21 protein-coding genes are annotated in these 19,272 nt (G+C 60.3%); 4 read left to right on the forward strand and 17 right to left on the reverse strand.

The genetic code is table 11. The annotated features are described in order from the left end of the window. Positions 1-630 precede the first annotated feature (630 nt). The gene (locus tag EN786_RS23030; protein WP_245478071.1) at positions 631-894 is read left to right on the forward strand and encodes a hypothetical protein; all 264 of its coding nucleotides are present in this window, start codon (positions 631-633) and stop codon (positions 892-894) included. Here EN786_RS23030 and fixJ read toward each other — a convergent pair. Continuing rightward, a complete protein-coding gene (gene fixJ / locus EN786_RS23035; RefSeq protein ID WP_127284842.1) occupies positions 891-1,505 on the reverse strand; it encodes a response regulator FixJ in 615 nt (204 codons plus the stop codon). The genes EN786_RS23030 and fixJ overlap by 4 nt on opposite strands. After that, complete coding sequence (locus EN786_RS23040) at positions 1,495-3,048, reverse strand: PAS domain S-box protein (protein WP_127284841.1); 1,554 nt, start codon at positions 3,046-3,048, stop codon at positions 1,495-1,497. Before EN786_RS23040 ends, fixJ begins: the two co-directional genes overlap by 11 nt. Positions 3,049-3,235: 187 nt before the next feature. On the opposite strand from EN786_RS23040, the gene EN786_RS23045 reads away from it, so the two are divergent. Further along, on the forward strand, positions 3,236-4,045 hold the full coding sequence (locus EN786_RS23045; protein WP_127308701.1) for a universal stress protein: 810 nt from the start codon (positions 3,236-3,238) through the stop codon (positions 4,043-4,045). Positions 4,046-4,145: 100 nt separating this feature from the next. Beyond that, positions 4,146-4,415 carry a DUF6455 family protein gene (locus tag EN786_RS23050; RefSeq protein WP_127284839.1) on the forward strand — a complete coding sequence of 90 codons (270 nt, stop codon included), beginning with the start codon at positions 4,146-4,148 and terminating at the stop codon, positions 4,413-4,415. A gap of 753 nt (positions 4,416-5,168) precedes the next feature. Here EN786_RS23050 and EN786_RS23060 read toward each other — a convergent pair. From EN786_RS23060 to EN786_RS23110, 11 genes are all read right to left on the reverse strand, one after another. Further along, positions 5,169-5,936, reverse strand: coding sequence for a CBS domain-containing protein (locus EN786_RS23060; protein WP_320254843.1), 768 nt, complete (start codon positions 5,934-5,936; stop codon positions 5,169-5,171). Next, positions 5,933-6,106, reverse strand: a complete 174-nt coding sequence (gene ccoS / locus EN786_RS23065; protein WP_127284837.1) for a cbb3-type cytochrome oxidase assembly protein CcoS — start codon at positions 6,104-6,106, stop codon at positions 5,933-5,935. The genes EN786_RS23060 and ccoS overlap by 4 nt, the downstream gene beginning before the upstream one ends. Beyond that, a complete protein-coding gene (locus tag EN786_RS23070; protein WP_127308702.1) occupies positions 6,103-8,394 on the reverse strand; it encodes a cation-translocating P-type ATPase in 2,292 nt (763 codons plus the stop codon). The genes ccoS and EN786_RS23070 overlap by 4 nt, the downstream gene beginning before the upstream one ends. Then, on the reverse strand, positions 8,391-8,888 hold the full coding sequence (locus tag EN786_RS23075) for a FixH family protein (protein ID WP_127308703.1): 498 nt from the start codon (positions 8,886-8,888) through the stop codon (positions 8,391-8,393). Before EN786_RS23075 ends, EN786_RS23070 begins: the two co-directional genes overlap by 4 nt. After that, a complete protein-coding gene (gene ccoG, locus EN786_RS23080) occupies positions 8,885-10,444 on the reverse strand; it encodes a cytochrome c oxidase accessory protein CcoG (protein ID WP_127308704.1) in 1,560 nt (519 codons plus the stop codon). Before ccoG ends, EN786_RS23075 begins: the two co-directional genes overlap by 4 nt. Before the next feature lie 179 nt (positions 10,445-10,623). Further along, positions 10,624-11,487, reverse strand: coding sequence for a cytochrome-c oxidase, cbb3-type subunit III (gene ccoP / locus EN786_RS23085; protein ID WP_127308705.1), 864 nt, complete (start codon positions 11,485-11,487; stop codon positions 10,624-10,626). Between the two features lie 2 nt (positions 11,488-11,489). After that, positions 11,490-11,639, reverse strand: coding sequence for a cbb3-type cytochrome c oxidase subunit 3 (locus EN786_RS23090; protein ID WP_127284833.1), 150 nt, complete (start codon positions 11,637-11,639; stop codon positions 11,490-11,492). Between the two features lie 11 nt (positions 11,640-11,650). Continuing rightward, a complete protein-coding gene (gene ccoO, locus EN786_RS23095) occupies positions 11,651-12,382 on the reverse strand; it encodes a cytochrome-c oxidase, cbb3-type subunit II (RefSeq protein ID WP_127284832.1) in 732 nt (243 codons plus the stop codon). An 11-nt stretch (positions 12,383-12,393) separates the two neighbouring features. Continuing rightward, a complete protein-coding gene (gene ccoN / locus EN786_RS23100) occupies positions 12,394-14,004 on the reverse strand; it encodes a cytochrome-c oxidase, cbb3-type subunit I (RefSeq protein WP_127284831.1) in 1,611 nt (536 codons plus the stop codon). A 231-nt stretch (positions 14,005-14,235) separates the two neighbouring features. Next, positions 14,236-14,940 (reverse strand): Crp/Fnr family transcriptional regulator, encoded by a 705-nt coding sequence (locus EN786_RS23105; protein ID WP_127308706.1) that lies wholly within the window; start codon positions 14,938-14,940, stop codon positions 14,236-14,238. Positions 14,941-15,087: 147 nt separating this feature from the next. After that, positions 15,088-15,816, reverse strand: a complete 729-nt coding sequence (locus tag EN786_RS23110) for a Crp/Fnr family transcriptional regulator (protein ID WP_127308707.1) — start codon at positions 15,814-15,816, stop codon at positions 15,088-15,090. 134 nt (positions 15,817-15,950) lie between these two features. Between EN786_RS23110 and hemN the strand changes: the two genes are divergently transcribed. Continuing rightward, positions 15,951-17,324, forward strand: coding sequence for an oxygen-independent coproporphyrinogen III oxidase (gene hemN, locus EN786_RS23115; RefSeq protein ID WP_127308742.1), 1,374 nt, complete (start codon positions 15,951-15,953; stop codon positions 17,322-17,324). Between the two features lie 22 nt (positions 17,325-17,346). Here the strand turns inward: hemN and EN786_RS38705 are convergent, their stop codons facing one another. From EN786_RS38705 to EN786_RS23130, 4 genes are all read right to left on the reverse strand, one after another. Continuing rightward, positions 17,347-17,484, reverse strand: a complete 138-nt coding sequence (locus tag EN786_RS38705; protein ID WP_246688751.1) for a hypothetical protein — start codon at positions 17,482-17,484, stop codon at positions 17,347-17,349. Beyond that, positions 17,421-17,777, reverse strand: coding sequence for a two pore domain potassium channel family protein (locus EN786_RS23120; protein ID WP_246688752.1), 357 nt, complete (start codon positions 17,775-17,777; stop codon positions 17,421-17,423). Before EN786_RS23120 ends, EN786_RS38705 begins: the two co-directional genes overlap by 64 nt. Positions 17,778-17,877: 100 nt before the next feature. Continuing rightward, on the reverse strand, positions 17,878-18,327 hold the full coding sequence (locus EN786_RS23125; RefSeq protein ID WP_127308743.1) for a group III truncated hemoglobin: 450 nt from the start codon (positions 18,325-18,327) through the stop codon (positions 17,878-17,880). 24 nt (positions 18,328-18,351) lie between these two features. After that, positions 18,352-19,224 (reverse strand): SUMF1/EgtB/PvdO family nonheme iron enzyme, encoded by an 873-nt coding sequence (locus tag EN786_RS23130; protein ID WP_127308708.1) that lies wholly within the window; start codon positions 19,222-19,224, stop codon positions 18,352-18,354. Positions 19,225-19,272 lie beyond the last annotated feature (48 nt).

The following is a 19,272-nucleotide window of genomic DNA, read 5'->3' on the forward strand; positions in this document are numbered from 1 at the left end:
TCACGCCCAAGTCGGGGTAACGGGCGAGATCAACGATGATGTCCGCCGACAACCCTTCCGCGATACGCGTCCAGCGTTCTTCTCCACCGAGGTTGTCAAACGGGAGAACTGCGACGACAGGCGGCCCACACAGGTCTGTCGAACGGCGTTCGAATGGTAACTGGTCGAGTTCTTGGAGGCGGCGATCCGCAAGCAATGCAGCGAGCGCACTTTGCTGCGAACGTCGAGTTTCCGATAGATCGCCGACAGATGGGTCCGAACCGTGGCCGGCGCTATGAAGAACATCTCGCCGATTTCACGATATGTCATCCCCTCAGCGAACTTTGTCGCTATCATCCGCTCCCGGTTCGACAGAACGGTCAAGGGATTGTCTACGACTCTAAGCATCGCCCTCAACCTCGAACCGCTGTCGGCGAGAAGCCAGATTTAGCGAGGGCAGAAAGTACTACAAATGCGGGCCGAAAACACCGCATTTGTGTGATTCCGTCTGGCGGCCCTGGCCCAAGCCTATGTCGACCGGCGCACTCTCTCCGCGGTTAGCATGGTGATCTAGTCGGGACAGGAGGCGTGTCAAATCGGCGGCCCGGCCTGCCGGGCGTCGGGGGCAGACCTTCGAATGCTTTGAAAAAAATGATTCAAGTCAAAGCGCGGGCCGACATTTCCCTCAATGGTGGCGGGATGTGGAATCCGATCGCAAGCGCTCCGTTTGGTCGAAATCTCGAACTGGCCGTTATCGACGAGGACGGCCTGCACGCGCTCGTATTCCCCTGCAGGAAGGTGCAGGAAGGCTGGCGGGATGCCGTCACCGGCGTGCGCGTCGACATCCGCCCAACACACTGGCGTGACTGGGAAGCAGAAAATAGGCAGGCGGGTTCGCTTCCCGCCCCGGCCTAGTGCTTGGAATCGGCGATCAACGCCATGCGTACCAGATGCGACAGGCTGCCGGCGCCCATTTTGCTCATGACGTTTGCGCGATGGATCTCGACGGTGCGCGGACTGATGCCGAGGTCGTAAGCTATCGACTTATTAGGCAGTCCCGACACCAGTCCGTCGAGCACCTGTCGCTCACGCTCCGACAGGGTCGATAGGCAATTTCGGATCTCGGCGGCTTGCGGGTGCGTTGCGACCGCCAGATTGCGGTTGTCCAGCGCTGATCGAATCGCATCGATGAGCACCTGATCGTCGAACGGCTTCTCGATGAAGTCGGCGGCTCCCTCCTTCATCGCCTGAACGGCGAGCGCAACATCCGCATGACCCGTCATCACGATTACCGGGACGGTATGTCCGCGTGTCCGCAGCTGCCGCAGGAACTCTATCCCGTCGATGCCGGGCATACGCACGTCGGTGACGATGCAGCCATCGATAGTCTTCGGCGCAGTCGCGAGAAAGGCGGTCGCGGACTCATGCAGGCGCACGGCAAAATCAGCTGTCGCGAGCAGGAAGCCAAGCGACTTGCGAACATCGACATCATCGTCAACCACATGCACGACATCACTACCGGCCATTGGCGACCTCTTCCTTCTCCACGACGCGCAAGGTGAACCGGAAAGCGGTTCCTCCGCCTGGCATTGGCTCGGCCCAGATATGACCGCCATGCGATTCAACAATAGTGCGACAAATCGACAGGCCGACACCCATGCCCTGTTTCTTGGTGGTGACAAAGGGCTGGAAGAGCTGGGTCGAAACCTCGGGCGCCAAGCCCGGGCCGGTGTCTACCACGCTCACTTCCGCCATTCCGTCGCTACGTGCGGTCGTAGCCACCCGCAACTCACGGCGCGGTGCCCCCTGCATGGCCTCGACGGCATTGCGCATGAGGTTGAGCAGAACCTGCTGGATCTGGATGCGATCGGTGAGCACGAGCTCGGCTGCCGGGTCAAGATGATAGCTGACGCGGACATCGGCCTCCCTGGCGCCGACCAGGGCTAGCGACGCGGCCTCTTCGATCAGCTTCGGCAGCCGTTCGACCTGTCGTTCGCTTTCACCTCTTGAAACGAAATCGCGAAGGTGCCGGATGACATCTCCCGCCCGCAAGGCCTGTTCCGCCGCCTTCTCGACGGCGTCCCTCAACATTGGCGCGTTCTCTTCCGTGCTTTTCTCAAGCAGCCTGCGACTGCCCTTCAGATAGTTGGTAATGGCCGTCAACGGCTGGTTGATCTCATGCGCAAGCGTGGAGGCCATTTCGCCAAGCGCGGTAAACCGCGCCATGTGAAGCAGCTCCTGTTGCTGCTCCTGTATTCTGGCTTCTGCCCGATGGCGTTCGGTCAGGTCGCGGCAGAAGCCGGTGAAGAAGCGTCCGGTTCCCGGATGCATCTCGCCGACGGAAAGTTCCATGGGAAAGGTCGAACCATCCTTGCGCATTCCGGTGACCGTGCGACCAAGCCCGATGATCCGGCGCTCTCCGGTTGTCAGATAGCGGTGCAGATAGGCGTCATGCTCGTCGCGATAGGGTGCCGGCATCAGCAGGCTGACATTCTGGCCTATGACTTCGCTCGATGCATAGCCGAACAACGTCTCTGCGGCTGTGCTGAAGGATTGGATGCGGCCTTGCTCATCGATGACGACCATTGCATCCGGCACCGTTGCCAAGATCGAACGCAGATGGTCCTCACGCAGCCGAAGTGCGGCATTCGCAAAGGACAGCTCGCTAACATCCGTGCCTTCGACGAAGATCGCAGTGACGCGGCCATTGTCATCCTTGATCGGCTGGTAGACGAAATCGAGGATGCGCTCTTCTGCGGGCTCATCGGGCCTGTTGCGAAGGACGACCTTTTCCCCCTGGCCTCTATGTGGCTCGCCGGTCTTGTACACCTCGTCAAGCCGTTCGAAAAACGCTTGACCTTCGAGCTCGGGAAGCGCCTCGCGCACCGGCTTGCCAATCACCTGCCTGTTGTCGATCAGACGTTGGTAGGCGGCGTTGGTCAGTTCGAAGACATGATCCGGCTCACGCACGAGGGCCATGAAGCCGGGAGCCTGCTCGAACATCTGTGACAGAACGGATTTCAGCTTCGTCCCGCCGACCGGCAAAATAGGCGCTTCGTCTTGGCTCACCTGAAGTCCTTGGATTCGGCCACTCTTGCAAGAAGGGCTAATTATCACTCCTGGCCGCTTGCGCCAAACCTATCGAGGCAAACGTCTCAGAACGAAAACGGCGGCGCTTTTGACTCGCATCAAGGCATCGGGCGCCGGCGAATGCAATCGTTCAGGCACCCGACGACTTCTGAAAAAGGTGCCTTGCATGGCCTATAAGTCAATCATTGCAAATCTTGCGATAGATGCACCGCCCGCGCCCTTGGTGAAACTGGGGGTCGAACTGGCCGAGCGCTTCGGAGCGCACCTTGTTGGCCTAGCGGCCGCCGATGTTCCGCCCCTCGTCGCCACCGGTAACGGTCTGGTCTACGAGGGCGAGGTCATGCAGATCCAGCGAACCGAGATCGAAAAACGGCTTGCCGAGCTTAGGGCCGAGTTCGAGAGGTTGGTACCGGCATCGGTGAGCAGTGAATGGGGGCAGGCGGTGTGCAGTCCCACACGGTTCCTCAGCGAGTCCTCCCGCGCGGCCGACCTTATAGTCACCGGCGGAGGTGGCGAAAATGTCTATCGCGCCGTCGATATCGGGAGCCTGGCGCTCGGCGCAGGCCGGCCCATCCTCATTGCCGCGAGCAATGCCGAACATGTCATGGCAAAGACCGTGTTGGTCGCCTGGAAGGACACCAGGGAGGCGCGACGGGCGATTGCCGATGCGTTGCCGTTCCTCGCCGGCGCCAACAGAGTGGTTATCGTCACTATGGATACCGACCGTCATGAAAGCATCCGCGACAGTCTCGCCGATATCGCCGCCTATCTCGAACATCACGGCATCATGGCACGGACTGAACTGATACCCGATGAGGCTGACGGTCACCGGTTGCTTGCATTCGCGCACTCGATCCAGGCCGACCTGATCGTCTCCGGCGCCTACGGCCACAGCCGCCTGCGGGAATGGGCCTTCGGCGGCGTCACTCGCTCGCTGATCGAGAGCAACGGCATCCATCGCTTCATGTCGTATTGACCGCCGGCCGGAATCATCCGAGCCGGAGTTGCCTGTTGACCAAGATCAAGGCGGCGGCCCCCAGCATTGACGATCATGGCTGAGAACAGGAGTGATCCCAATGACTTTTCTCGACTACCTGATTTCAGTAGACGCCAGGACCGCCTTGATGGGACGCATGATGCAGAAGCTCGGCGTCGACAGACAGTTGAAGGTCATCGCGGACCATGCCGCCGTTACCAACCGGGCGGTAGACCGCTGCCGCTCCTGCGGTCACCAGGATGAATGTTCGACCTGGCTTGACCAACACCTGCAAGCCGACGACCCACCAGATTACTGCCGCAACCGCGACCTCATTGCACGGCTGCAGCATGCGGCCGGCCAGCGATAGTTGCTTTCAGCAGCGGCCGACCGCATGTAGCGTCCCATCGCTTGCGCGTAGCGGAGAGGTCTGCGAATGCCGTTGGACTTCCGGGGTTTGACAAGTGCCACCGTGTCAAACCGAGTTTGCAGGTGATGGATTTGCCTCCACGGGACAGGCAGTTTTGAGCAGGCTGTTTTTCCTGGAAGCATTTCTGCTCTTCGTCGCGCCCGGGCCAACCAATGCTCTTCTGATGGCCGGCGCGGCCAAGCGGCAGAAGGCGATTGCACTCTTGGTCGCACAGGCCTGCGGATAGGGGATCGCAGCAGCCTGCTGGTTTGCGCTGCGCCTGCCGTCCGACGCGTTCAGGTACTCAAGCTGGGTGCAGCCGTATGGCTCGCAATACTTGGCGTGCGTCTGATAGGCATCGACCGGATCGACGCATCCGAAGACGGGGATGGCCTTTCTGTTCTGGTAACGACTGCCCTCAACCCGAAAGCCTTCATATATTGTCTGGCAACCGTGCCGGTAGACGCGAGGCCATATGACTTGGGCTTGTTCTGGATTGTGCTCTTGGTGACCACAGCCGCCTCCGGCTCGATGTGGCTCTTGCTCGGTAGGCGGCTCAGCGGAGGCGAAGAAATGGCAGACAGGATCGCGGGTGCGGCGCTTGTTGTATTTGCCTTGACGCTGCTGCGGCCTCTGTTGGCAATAGCCGCGACCTAGGTTCAACGCGGATATTAATTCGAATTTTGGGTCATGCAGAATTTCTGCCGTGCTGAACTAAGAGACAAGCACCACCGACAGCGGCCCCGCGCAGAAAAGGTTATCCGTCACCGCACTTACGCCGCCGACATTTTCAGCGGCGACAATGGCTGCCTGCCGTTCGCGTTCGTCGAAGATGGCACCGCTCAGTATCACTACCCCTTTGTCCACCGTCACGTCGATCATGTCCTTGCCGGCCAATTTCTGCTTCGCAAGCTCGGCAATAATCTTCTGACGGATCTGATCGTCGTCCGTGGCTGTAGGGGCCGATCCGGGCAAGGCATTCAGCAATGCCCGCAGAAGATCGGAGCGGGTGACAATGCCGACAACGTTGCCATCGTCGACGACGGGAATACGTTTGACGTGATGGCGCATCATGAGTTCGACGATCTCGGGCAGCGATACGCTGGGGGATACCGTAACGACATCCGTCGTCATTACCTCCTCGATACGCCGTCCGTTGGCTTGAACATATTCGTCGGCGGCTCTTCCGGGGCTCACGAGAAACTCCAGCCAACGCGAGCGCCTGCGTTGCGTGCCGAGCTCTCCGCGGCGCAGGAAGTCTCCTTCGCTGACAATGCCCACCAGCGCGCCGTCGCTGCCAATGACCGGAAGGCCGCTGATCTTCCTGGAGAGCATCAACCCTACCGCATCGGAGATCGACGCCGTAGGTCCTATCCCGATGACCGGTGCGGTCATAATGGCGTCGGCCTGCATGTCTGCCTCCCGTGATATCGATCGGTCATTGTCGAGATCTTGCGCGGCAGATGCCTTGATCTCAATCATTTCCGGCTTCGACGGATGTCATTTTGCTTGTCGTCGCGGTCGATGAGTATCCGCGCCGCGGCTCCATCAAGATCCTCGTACTGACCGCTTCTCAAGGCCCACAGGAAGCCAGTCAGTCCAAGCGCACCGAGGAACAGCGCTACCGGGATGAGGTAGATGAGCGTCGTCATGAGAGTTGAACCAGCATGCCGGGGCGCGCGCGCCGATCTTGCCAAGCGAATTCAGCCGATGAACTTCTCGCGGAACCTTGCAGCCGCAGGGCGTTTCCGATCACGATCAGCGACGAGGCGGACATCGCGACCGCCGCAAGCAGCGGCGTCACATGCCCCGATATGGCGATCGGCACCGCAAACGCGTTGTAGACGATCGCGATGGCGATGTTCTGGCGAATGAGCCGACCTGCCTTCCTCGAGACATCCAGGGCGAGAGGCACTGCCAAAAGGCTTTCGCGCAGGAAGACGAAGTCGGCGGCATTGCGACCGACGTCTGCCGCGGTCGCGGGGGCCATCGAGACATGTGCCGCACCAAGCGCCGGGGTATCGTTGAGCCCATCGCCCACCATCAGAACCTTGTGGCCCTGCCTCGACAGCGCCTCGATCCGCTCGACCTTGCCGGACGGAAGCAGCGCCGGAACGAAGCTGTCGATACCCAGCGCCTTGGCGACTTGGCCGCAGGCATTGGCGGTATCGCCGGACAGCATCTCGACGGCCACGCCGCCATTCTGCAACGCTCCGAGCGCGGCCTTGGCATCGGCGCGCGCAGCATCCTCGAACGCGAAGGCGGCGACGATCGCCCCGTTCTTCGAGAGCACCGTTCCGCCAAAGCCGCCAGATTTGCCTTCGCCGCCGGTTCGAGCCTTCCATCCAGCCCATCCGCGCCGGCCGAGGCGCCAGGTATTCCCCTCGGTGACGGCCTCGATGCCGTAGCCTGGGTGTTCGCTGACAGACTCGAGCCTGGGTTGACCGGAAAAACCCGCGAAAACGGCTATGGCCTTCGAGAACGGATGGCGCGAATGCGCGGCCATGTCGGCTGCGATCGCCAGCATGGTCGGGTCGATGGACGACGCGTTGACCAGCCTCGGCTGTCCGAGTGTGAGCGTCCCGGTCTTGTCGAACACCGCCGTGTCGATCGCGGCCAGCCGTTCCATGGCCGAACCGTCCTTGACCATGACGCCGGCCTCGAACAGGCGCCGCGCCGCGACCACCTGCACGATCGGTACGGCGAGGCCGAGCGCGCAAGGGCAAGTGATGATGAGAACGGCGATCGCGATCGTCATTGCCAAGTGCCAGTCGCCGGACGCGACCATCCAGCTCAGGAATGTCAGCAAGGCCGCGAGATGAACCACAGGTGCATAGAGGGCAGAGACCCGGTCGGCGATCCTGCGATACTGCGAGCGGCCACCCTCTGCGGCATCCATGAGTCGGACCATTTCGGCCAGGAAGGAATCCTTCGCCGCGGCCGTGGCCTGCATGGTCAGCGAACCAGTGAGATTGAGCGTGCCGGCCTGCACCTGCGCTCCCGAGCCCACGGTCCGGGGCGCGCTTTCCCCGGATACCAGCGAGCAGTCGAGATCAGAGATTCCGCTGAGGATATTGCCATCGACCGGAATCCGCTCGCCGGCCGCGATGAGCAGTTGCATGCCCGGTTCGATCTCGCCGACGGGCAGGTAGTCGCGTGTATCGTCACCCCGCAGCACCATGGCGCCGCGCGCCGCCAGTTGCGCCAGGCCGTTCACTGCGGTCCGTGCGCGCTCCCGCATCACGTGATCCAGCGTACGGCCGATCAGAAGGAAGAACAGCAAGGACACCGACGCATCGAAATAGGCGTGCTCGCCGTGCGTGATCGTCTCGTAGAGGCTCATGGCATAGGCGAGCGAGACACCGACCGCTATCGGGACATCCATGTTCATGCGACCGTGGCGCAGCGCATTCGAGGCCGAGCGGAAATAGATGCCGCCGGCGAAGGCGAGCGCGGGGATGGCGATCAGCGCCGAAACCCAGTGGAATAGGTCGCGGGTCGCGCCTTCTGCGCCGGACCAGACCGAGACCGAAAGCAGCATGATGTTGCCCGCCGCAAAGCCAGCGACCGCGACGGCGCGGATCAGTTCCGACAGCGTCTTGTCCTTCCCGTCAGGCTCCGGATCGAACAGGTGCGCTTCATAGCCCAGTCGTCCAAGCGTAGCGACGAATGCTGGAACCTCATCGCCACGCCAGCGGACCGAAACACGTTTTGTCGACAAGTTGACGCGAGCGCCTTCGACATGGCCCAGCTTGCCGATTGCCGTCTCGATCGTCTGGATGCAGGCAGCGCAATGAACCGTTGGCACCGAGAGGTCGGTCTGGTGCAGGTCATCGCCAAGCGAGCGGCTGGCTAGCCTGATTTCCTGGCTCGACGGCAGGGCGGATGTGGCCCCGTCGAGATCCAGCGCCATTTCGGCGCCTGGTGCACAACAGCTCATTGCAGCGCTCCATGGGAAATCATGATTCTGCGCACGTCGCGATAGGGCTCCGCCAGACCGGCGTCGGCATCGATTTCGACGATCCAGACGCCGTCCTTCGGTGTATGACGGACGCCGAATTCCTGGCCCGAGCCAGAAGCCAGAACGACAGTCTTGTCCTCTGCTTCATAGGCAGGATGACGGAACCGGACTTTCACGCCATGCAGTGGAACAGGCTTGCCGGCGGCGTCGCTCAAGCTGTAGCGCACGTTGCCCGACACGATCGTCAGTTCGCCAGTCCAGCCGAGCGCCGCCTGCGCGCGACCTTCCTCCGCCTTTCGGTTGAACTGCTGGCTCGCCACATAGGTGTTTTCGACGACAAGGCCAGTCCAGCTCTTGCTGGCGAGGGTCGCCATGGTCACGTTGACCCCAATGACCACGCCAAAGAAGCCGAGAATGGTGAAAAGCATGTGCCGGCCGGTGAATTCGCGGGATCTCTGCGAATGGGCACTCATCTGGCGTTCTCCGGTGCATTGAACGTGGCTGTGTATTCTGCGGACTCGTGGCCGGCCCTGTCGTCGATCCGGAACTTGAAGCTTTGCGTGATCCCAAGAATCTGTCCCGGGGGCTGGCGCACGAAAACCTTCAGCGTCTTCAACCGGTCAGGCTCGACCAGGGTGGCGAAAGAGCGAGCCGGAGTAAGATCGACGCCGACCGTGCTCATCTCGGCGCCCGGCAGACCTTGCAAGGTGAGGACGATGGTCCTTGGCTCAGGGATCATGTTGAGCAGCTTGACGGTGTAGCCGTTGCGGATCGAGCCGTCGGAAAGAGTGACGAATTGAGGGTTGCGGTCGTGCAGGACATTGATCTCCAGCCGCTCGCGGGTCAGCAGCGAGTAAACCAGTGCGGCTCCGACTGCCGACCAGGCGCCAAGATAGATAAAGGTGCGCGGACGGAAGATCTTGCGTATGTGGAAATGCGCCAACTTCTCGGAGAATGTGCCGCCGGCGGTTCGCACCAGCGAAGGGTCCACCGGGCGTTCACCGCCCCCAGTGGCCACAGCCATGTTGGCGTTGTAATCGGACAATGTCGCATAGGAGATCAATCCGCGCTCCCTGCCGAGCTTGTCCATAATGCTGTCGCAGGCATCGATGCAAAGCGCGCAGGTGATGCATTCAAGCTGCTGGCCGTCGCGAATGTCGATCCCCATCGGGCAGACTGCGACACAGGCGTTGCAGTCGACGCAATCGCCGATTGGCTGTCCAGCGGCTATGGCCTTCTTGGCATGGCGCGAGCGGGGCTCGCCGCGCCAGTCATTGTAGGTGACGGTGAGCGAATTCTCGTCCAGCATGGCGGCCTGAATACGCGGCCACGGGCACATATAGGTGCAGACCTGCTCACGCATCAGTCCGCCGAACGTGTAGGTGGTCGCCGTCAGCACAGCGATGGTTGCGTAAGCAACCGGTGCGGCAGCGCCAGTGAAGACTTCGCCAATCAGCGTCGGCGCATCAGCAAAGTAGAAGATCCAGGCGCCCCCCGTGGCTGCCGCTATGACTAGCCAGATCGCGTGTTTCGACGCACGCAACACAAGTTTGCGCGCGGTCCATGGGCCGGCATCGAGTTTCATGCGTGCGTTTCGATCGCCCTCGACCGCACGCTCGACGACGAGAAACAGGTCGACCCAGACAGTCTGCGGACAAGTGTAGCCGCACCAGGCCCGGCCGACCGTGGATGTGATCAGGAAAAGGCCGATGCCGGCCATCATCAGAAGGCCGGCGACATAGTAGAATTCCTGGGGCCATATCTCGATGAAGAAGAAATAGAAGCGGCGGTTGGCGAGATCGAGGAGCACGGCCTGGTCTGGGGCGAACGGCCCGCGATCCCATCTCAGCCATGGCGTCAGATAGTAGATGCCCAGCGTAATCGCCATCACCAGCCATTTGAAGCGGCGAAAACTGCCCGAGGCCCGTTTCGGGAAAATCTTCTTCCGGGCAGCATAGAGCGGCTGCCGGGTCTTGGCGGAATTGACCGCCTGGGCTTCCAGTCGTTCTACCTGTATCTGATCCAGCACGGTTGTCTCCACTCGCGCGCTGGCGATTGTCGTGCCCGCGCTGAGCCAAACAATGCCGCTCGGCCGGCCGAGCCGCGTTGATGCAGGTCAATCTTGGAATGTCGGAAATGAACCGAGGCCCGGCGCGGCCGGGCCTCGTCGCTTTGGCGGCTGAGGGAAGAGAACAGGCCCCCGCCTTCCTATTTTCCGCCGCCAAGCGAATGGACGTAGACCGCAAGTTCCTTGACCTTGGTCTCGCCGAGACGTCCGATCCAGGCTGGCATGACGCCATGTTTCGGCTCGCGGACCTGGGCCGCGATGGCCGTCTCGCCCGATCCGTAGAGCCAGATCGCATCGGTCAGGTCAGGTGCCCCGAACTCCCTGTTGCCCTTCGCATTAGCGCCATGGCAGGCGACGCAATTTTCCGCGAACACCTTGGCGCCGGGCTCGATCAGGCCTTTGTTCTGGACCGGACCGGAAAGGCCGGCGACATAGGCGCTGACCTGCTTGATCTGGTCGCCCGTGATGATGGCACCAAACGCAGGCATTTCCGATTGCCGCGTATCCGGATCCGAGGCGAAGCGGATGCCGTGCATGATCGTCTGCTCAACCTGGGTGGCCATGCCGCCCCATAGCCAGTCGTCGTCATTGAGGTTGGGAAAGCCTTTGGATCCTTGCGCACCCGAGCCATGGCACTGGACGCAATTGACCTTGAACGTGGCTCCGCCGGCCGCGACCGCGAATTCACGCAGCGCGTCGTCAGCAGCAATCTGGGAGACGGTCTTTTCCTGGATGGCAGCGACATATTTGCCTTTGGCGGCTTCTGCGGCCGCCAGCTCGTTCCTGACATCGTTGCGGCTGGAATAGCCGAGCACGCCCTTCGTCGCTGAAGATAGCATCGGCCATGCCGGATAGGCGATGGTGTAACCCACTGCCCAGATGATGGTGACGTAGAAAGTTATCACCCACCAGCGGGGAAGAGGATTGTTGAGTTCCTTGATGCCATCCCACTCATGGCCGGTCGTCGAAATACCCGAGACGTCGTCGATATGCTCTGAGCTCATGATCAATCGTCCTTGAGGGGAATACGGGCGGCTTCATCGGCCTGGGCGCGGCCACCCGGCCGGAGTGCGAAAGCAATGCATCCGACAAAGAAGACCGCCATGGCGAGCAGGCCCCAGCTGTCTGCGAATTCCCGCATCAGAGTGTAATCCATGTTCGCTCTCCTCAGCGGTAACCGGCGGCTTCGTCATAGTTTTTGAAATCGACCAGGGTGCCGAGCATCTGGAGGTAAGCGACCAGGGCATCCATTTCGGTGACCTGCTGCGGATTGCCATCAAAGTCGCCGATCTTGGCCTTCGGATAGCGTTTCTCGAGGCCAGACGTATCGGCGTTCGGGTCTGCCTGCGCGATCAGATCGGCGTTGGCGTTGGCGATCATGTCATCGGAATAGGGGACTCCCACACGCCTGTTCGCGATCAGATGCGTCGAGAAGTCCTTTATTTCGATCGGCGCGTCCTTCAGGAAGGCATAGCTCGGCATGATTGATTCCGGCACCACCGAACGTGGGTCCATAAGGTGCTGGACGTTCCAATCGTTCGAGTATCGGTCGCCGACCCGGGCAAGGTCAGGGCCAGTACGTTTCGAGCCCCACTGAAACGGATGATCGTACATCGACTCGGCGGCCAGGCTGTAGTGGCCGTAACGCTCGACCTCGTCGCGGAACGGCCTGATCATCTGGCTGTGGCAGAGATAGCAGCCCTCGCGCACATAGATGTTGCGGCCTGCAAGTTCGAGTGGCGAATAGGGCCGCATGCCTTCGACTTTCTCGATCGTGTTGTCGAGATAGAAGAGCGGCGCGATCTCGACGATGCCGCCGACAGTCACCACAAGCAGCGAGCCGACGAGAAGAAGCGTGGCGTTCTTCTCGATGATCGCGTGTTTGTCCATCAAGCCCATTGTCTGGCTCCTTATTCGGCAAGCTGGAGGGCGGGTTCGGAACCCGGCAATGGTTGCTCCTCGCGCTGATAGCCGAGGATGGTCATGGTGATATTCCAGGCCATGAGCAGCGCGCCGGAGAGATACAGCGCGCCGCCCGCCGCGCGCATCACATAGTATGGATGCATGGCGGCGACGGTTTCGGCGAAGGAGTAGACCAGGAAGCCCTGCTCGTCGTACTCACGCCACATCAGGCCTTGCATGATGCCGGAGACCCACATGACCGCGGCGTAGACGACGATCCCGAGGGTCGCCAGCCAGAAGTGCCAGGTGACCAGCCGCAGCGAATAGAGCCGTTGCCGGTTCCATAGCTTCGGCACCATGTAATAGATCGCGCCGAACGAGATCATGCCCACCCAGCCGAGCGCACCCGAATGGACGTGCCCGATGGTCCAGTCCGTATAGTGCGACAGCGAGTTGACGGTCTTGATCGACATCATCGGACCCTCGAAGGTCGACATGCCGTAGAAGGCGATAGCCATCACCATCATGCGGATGATCGGGTCTGTACGGATCTTGTCCCAGGCACCGGAGAGCGTCATCAGGCCGTTGATCATGCCGCCCCATGAAGGCATCCAGAGCATGATCGAAAACACCATGCCGAGCGTCTGTGCCCAGTCGGGGAGGGCGGTGTAGTGCAGATGATGCGGCCCGGCCCAGATGTAGAGGAAGATGATCGCCCAGAAGTGGATGATCGAGAGCCGGTAGGAATAGACCGGCCGGTTGGCCTGCTTGGGCACGAAATAGTACATCATGCCAAGGAAGCCGGCGGTCAGGAAGAAACCGACGGCGTTGTGGCCGTACCACCACTGCGTCAAGGCATCCTGCACGCCCGAGAAGGCCGAGTAACTCTTCGAACCCAGGAAGGAGGCCGGCATCGACAGGTTGTTGACCACGTGCAGCATTGCGATGGTCACGATGAAGGATAGGTAGAACCAGTTGGCGACGTAAATATGCGGTTCCTTGCGCTTCATGATCGTGCCGAGGAACAGGAGGAGATAGGCGACCCAGACGATGGTCAGCCAGATGTCCACGTACCATTCGGGCTCAGCGTATTCGCGGCTTTCGGTGATGCCGAGGAGGTAGCCGGTGGCGGCCATGACAATGAAAAGCTGATAGCCCCAGAACACGAACCAGGCGAGATCGCCGCCGAAGAGCCGTGCGCGGCACGTACGCTGCACGACATACAAGGACGTGCAAAGCAGCGCGTTACCGCCGAAAGCAAAGACAACGCCGGATGTGTGCAGCGGCCGCAGACGGCCGAAATTGAACCAGGGCTGGATATTGAGATCCGGATAGGCAAGCTGCAGCGCAATGACCACGCCGACCAGCATGCCGACAACACCCCAGAACATGGTGGCGATGGCGCCGTAGCGGACCGGGCCATCCATGTAAGCCTCTGGGTCAATCGGGGCCGCCGGCTTGAACTCCGTCTTGCGCAACAGGATCGCAGTGAAGCCGGCCACGGCGAAGAACAACACCCACATGTGCTGGCGGAAAGGCTCATCCGCGCCGAAGCCTGCCGCGACGAGGGCCGCAAAGGCAAACAGGCTTAGAAGGACGATCTCCGTGCCAAATCTCATCGCGAAGTCCCCGATCTCGAATTTCCGGCGGATCGTGACCGCCATCGGCACGAATTCGGGATTTTCCCTTTTCTGGCCTTGATCCAGGTCAAAGGGCGGCTTCTTTTTTGTTTGGGGAGCGACAGTTCTGCAGAACGACGCAATGGGGCAGCCTGCAGGCGAACTGTTGGATTCAGATAGGGCGGCCGAAGCGGATATTATTACTTTCCCGGAGAAGGGACGATTGGCAGTTCAATCGCCGCAGCGTTCCTCAAGCCGAGCAACGCTTTCCAGGCTGATATGCCGCCTATTTGCAATCCTAATCACACCATCTGTTCGCAGCTTGGACAATTCGCGACTGGCAGTCCCGATCGTCAGTCCAAGAAAGTCAGCTATATCCGCGCGTTTGACTGGCAAGTCGAAGCTCATCGAGTTCGCCGAGTGGTTGCCAGGACCTATGTTCCTCAGAAGGAAGCTTGCGACCTTTTCCGAAGCAGTCTTGCGCCCCAACGCCGCCATCCAATAGCGTGCTTCGTCAAGCTGCTTCAGCGCGTGCTTTAGCAGCACACGCCTAAGCGCTGGCGTTTCCTCCATCATGCGCTCGATGATCGTCTTTGAAAACGAGCATAGCGTCACCTTCGTGAGGGCTCGCGCCGTGATGGGCCATTGTGCCTTGAAAGGCCTGCCCAGAAAATCGGGCGCGAAATGGAAGCCGACAATCTGCTGACGTCCATCCGAGAGGTTTCTCGTAAGTTTGATTACGCCGGACAGTACATTCGAGTAGGCTCCGTCGTCGGCCAATTCTGTCCCCCCCGGGATTTCATGCCTTGATGAAGCCTTGGCCAGGTTGACTAGTTGCCCAGTCTCAAGTGCGCCGCATAATCCACCTTGTCGCGCTTCGCAGGACTCACAGATCGTGGGAATGTCAGCTTGTTGAGCACCCTGTTTGATGGCCATTGTGACGCCTATGATCAATAGGACGCCTATTTGCTCCGACTGTGGCCTGCACCGCCTTGATCGAGATCAAGGCTTTGTCGGTGCTTGTTCCTAGGCCGGTGGCACCAGCGCTGCAAAGAAGAACAGTATGGGCTCTGTCGCCAATCATCAGCCGCCGCAGCGTTGTTCCAGCCGGCTCAGGCTGTCTACGATTATGTGTCGATGGTTCTCGATGCGGATTACCCCATCGGCTCGCAGCCTGGTCAACTGGCGACTTACCGTCTCGATCGTCAGCCCAAGGAAGTCAGCAATATCGGAGCGTGATAGGGGCAGATCGTAACTTGTCGGCCCAGCCGCGACATCAACGGCCGGATCGATATTCCTGGTGATCATCAGAAGAAAGCTCGCGACCTTCTCCGAGGCTGTCTTGCGCCCCAGCGCCACCATCCAGCTGCGCGCATCGTCAAGCTCGTTCAGCTTCTGCTCAAGCAGGCGATGCTCCAGCTCCTGCGAGTCTTTCATCATCCGCTCGATGACGGTCTTTGGAAATGAGCACAGCGACACCTCTGTCGCAGCTTCGGCATTGATAGCACTTTCCGCCTTGAACGGACGCCCCAAGAAATCCGGCGCGAACTGGAGTCCGACAATTTGCTGCCTTCCGTCCGGAAGGCTTTTTGTCAACTTAACCACCCCGGAAAGCACGTTTGAATAGCGTTCAACAGCTTCGGCATCGCCAACCAACTCACCGCCCGGGGGAACGGCACGCCTCGACGAGGTCTTGGCCAACTTGATCAATTGATCGGGCTCGAGCGCGCCGCACACCCCCCGGTGGCGCGCTTCGCAGGATCGGCAAAGAACGGGGATGCCGGCACTGTGGACATCCTGTCTGATCGTCATTGCATCGCTCGAGCCCAGAGAGAGAAATAGAATACCATACCGCATCTCGTTGCTGTTGCGTCAGTTTGTCCGTGGCGCCAAATGCCTTGATTGAAATCAAGGCTCGCCACACTTGCGCGGGCTACCTTGGCCCCATGCCAGCGAAAGCAATCAAAGACGCACGCCCCGTTTTGACGACCAATCCGGCAGAGAACGTGCCTCGTTACACGAGTTACCCAACGGCGCCGCACTTTTATCCGGGCGTTGACGCGGTAGTGGTTCGTGGATGGATGGACGCGCTCGAAGGCGATGACGAGATATCATTATATCTGCATATTCCGTATTGCGACCGGCTTTGCTGGTTCTGCGCCTGCCATACCAAGCAGACACGTCACTATGCTCCTGTGGCCACTTTTCTGCACTCCCTACATAGGGAGATCGAAACTGTCGGCAGGTTTGTGAGCGGTCGGGGCAAGGTCCGCGCCGTCCATTTCGGGGGCGGCTCCCCGACGATGCTGAAGCCCGACGACATCCTGGCGCTCGGTAGAGCGTTGCGGGACCGGTTCGACTTTCTCGATGATGCCAGTCTTAGCGTCGAGATCGACCCAAACGATATGGACGAAGGGCGGCTGGATGCCTTCGCTGCGATCGGCATGACGAGAGCGAGCCTTGGCGTCCAGGACTTCGATCCCAAAGTGCAGAGGGCTATCAATCGCGAGCAGAGTTTTGCCCTCACGAGAAGCATTGTCGATGCGGTCCGCGCGCGGGGCGTTGCATCCGTCAATCTGGACCTGCTCTATGGGCTGCCGCATCAGACTTGCGAGAGTGTTGCAACGACCGTCGCCCAGGCGCTGACGCTGGCGCCAGACAGGCTGGCTCTATTCGGCTACGCGCATGTGCCATGGTTCAAGAAGCACCAGACGATGATCGATGAAGCCTGGCTGCCCGATTCCGCCGCACGTCTGGCGCAGTCGCAGCTTACTGCACGACTGATTGTCGAGGCCGGATACGAGGCCTTGGGATTGGATCATTTCGCAAAACCGGAGGACACGCTGGCCATCGCCGCCCGCGCCGGCAAGATCCGTCGCAATTTTCAGGGCTATACCGAAGACCAATGCGAAACGCTTATCGGTCTTGGCCCCTCCTCGATCAGCCGATACCGGCAAGGCTACGCCCAGAACATCGTTGCGACCGGCGAGTACGAAAAGGCCGTCAATTCCGGACAGGTGGCGACAGCGCGAGGGATTGAATTCAGTGTCGATGATCAGGCGAGAGGCTGGGTCATCGAACGCCTGATGTGCCAATTCGCTTTCTCGGCGACAGACCTTGTCGAACGTTTTGGAAACGTCGGCCAACGGCTACTTTGTGAAGCGAGTCGACTGGCCATTGCCAGCGCAGGACAGGTTCTCCGGCTCGAAGGCGAGAATTTCGTCGTACCGGAGGAAAGCCGTCCGCTTGTCCGGACCGTGGCGGCGAAATTTGACAAATACCTGAAGAATGGAATCGGCCGGCATTCGGCGGCGGTGTGAACCGACCGCTCCAAGCCACAAGTCAAAAGTGCTCGCCAATCCTGAATGGACCGACGCGCGTGCCGGCGGCAATCAGATAAGCAGTCGACCAGCCGATCAGCAGAAACCCGTTGACGCCTTCCAGCGCCGCCAGGATTCGCCAGCCATGGGCGGGCACCACGTCCCCATAGCCGACGGTCGAAAAAGTGATGGTCGAAAAATAAAAGCCGTCTCGAAGTCGCTCAAGATTCCGAGCAGCCGGTAGATACCAGCCCATAACCAGACTTCTGCCGTCATGACGACAAAAAGCCCCATCACCACGCTGATCATGGCGACGATCCGGCTGCGGCGGCCGTGCATGCGGAAGAGCGCCACAAGATGTGTCATCACGTGAGTGATCGCGATAAGACCGAAAGTGTGGATCAGGACCGTCAGGCTTATGACGATCGTGCCGACGCAAAGATTAAGGATCATGCGAGGAACCTACTGGCCCCGATCGCTTGGAGTCCTTGCGCAAAATCAAGCCCCGCACCGGTCTGGCAGAATCACAGCGCCCGGCGCTTGCCAAGCCGACCTATTCGCTACCACCGGCCGCCGCTGGAGCAAGGCGAAAGAACATCGCAAGCTTCAGACTTGTCGCTATCCGTTCCGCTCGGTCGACAAACACCGCCGCCGTTTCAGGTGCGAAGAGTTCAGCGGCCGTCTCGCCGAACAAATCCTGCCAGATACCGAAATCGGCTTCGGTGACGTCCTGGAGTTTGAGGTGCGCCGGCGCCGGGCGGCCGTGATAGTCACCGCTCTTGAGGATGACCGAACACCAGAAGGCGGTCATCTTCTCCAGGTGCGGATCCCAAGCGCCGGTGATCTCGCGCGCGAAGATCGGCCCGAGCCGCTCGTCGCTCCTGACCTTGGCATAGAATTGGCGTACAAGTCTTCCTATTGACGCCCGATCGATGCCGGCGTGGTCCAAAGGTTGTTCTGCGACGGGGCGCACCCTGTCAGTCAATACTGGTTTCACTGTCATCATGCACTTTCGTTTACGGTGCTGTCAGGACAATTCTAGGTGCCGAAGGGCGGCCTGCACGGCACCGGACCGGTCGCGGACAAGCCGGAAACCCAGATTGTCAGGCGGCGTGCCGACCGCGCAACCGCCACTTTTGCCATCGCGGATGAAGTTCGACATGTAAGTGCGATGGAATCCCTCGACAACGTGCACTCCGCAATTGTCGATCGAGCTCGCAATCCCTAAGCCGTCGCTGGCGATAGTTGCGTGGACGTAGCACGTCGAGGTCCATTCCCAGATATTGCCAGCAACGTCCGCCAATCCCTTTGAGTTGGTGCCGAAAGCTCCCTGTACCCTTGGTTCAGGGTAGGGCTTCCGTCCAAGCGAACTCTCGGTGCGGTATTGGGCAAGCCAGCGACGGGCCGGGTTATTGGGGTCGTTTTCTTTACTCTCGATATCGCTCCGGAATCGTTCACCGGCGGCATAGGCCCACTCGGCATCCGTCGGCAGCCGCCATGCATCTCCAGTGCGGTTTGAAATCCAGTTCGCATAGGCTTCCGCATCAATATGGCTTACACCGGTGACTGCAACGTTGCCAATCTTGCGCGGGTCGGCTGGCTTGCAGGCGCCGTCCGCTACGCAGCGTGCATATTCGACGACGCTTACCTGATATTTCATGATCTCCAGTGGCGCGTCGATCCATACTTGCACGATGGGCGCCGCGACGGGGTGGTTCTCCTTGAGGAATTCCCCCGGCTCAGCGTGATCGAACACGCCTGGTCTGAGAATCACCATTTCGCTGACGGTTGCCGGTTGAGGGAACTCCATAGATCTGGTGTCGAGCGTATGGGTTATGCCCACGCCGATCAAGGCAGCAGCTGCAATCGTTCCGAAGGCAAAGACTGGGTCGAGGGACATCGCATCAAGTCCGGCTGTGGGTGCAACCCCTTGGCTCCGCCGTGGGAT

Source organism: Mesorhizobium sp. M4B.F.Ca.ET.143.01.1.1, from assembly GCF_004792275.1.
Lineage (GTDB): Bacteria > Pseudomonadota > Alphaproteobacteria > Rhizobiales > Rhizobiaceae > Mesorhizobium > Mesorhizobium abyssinicae.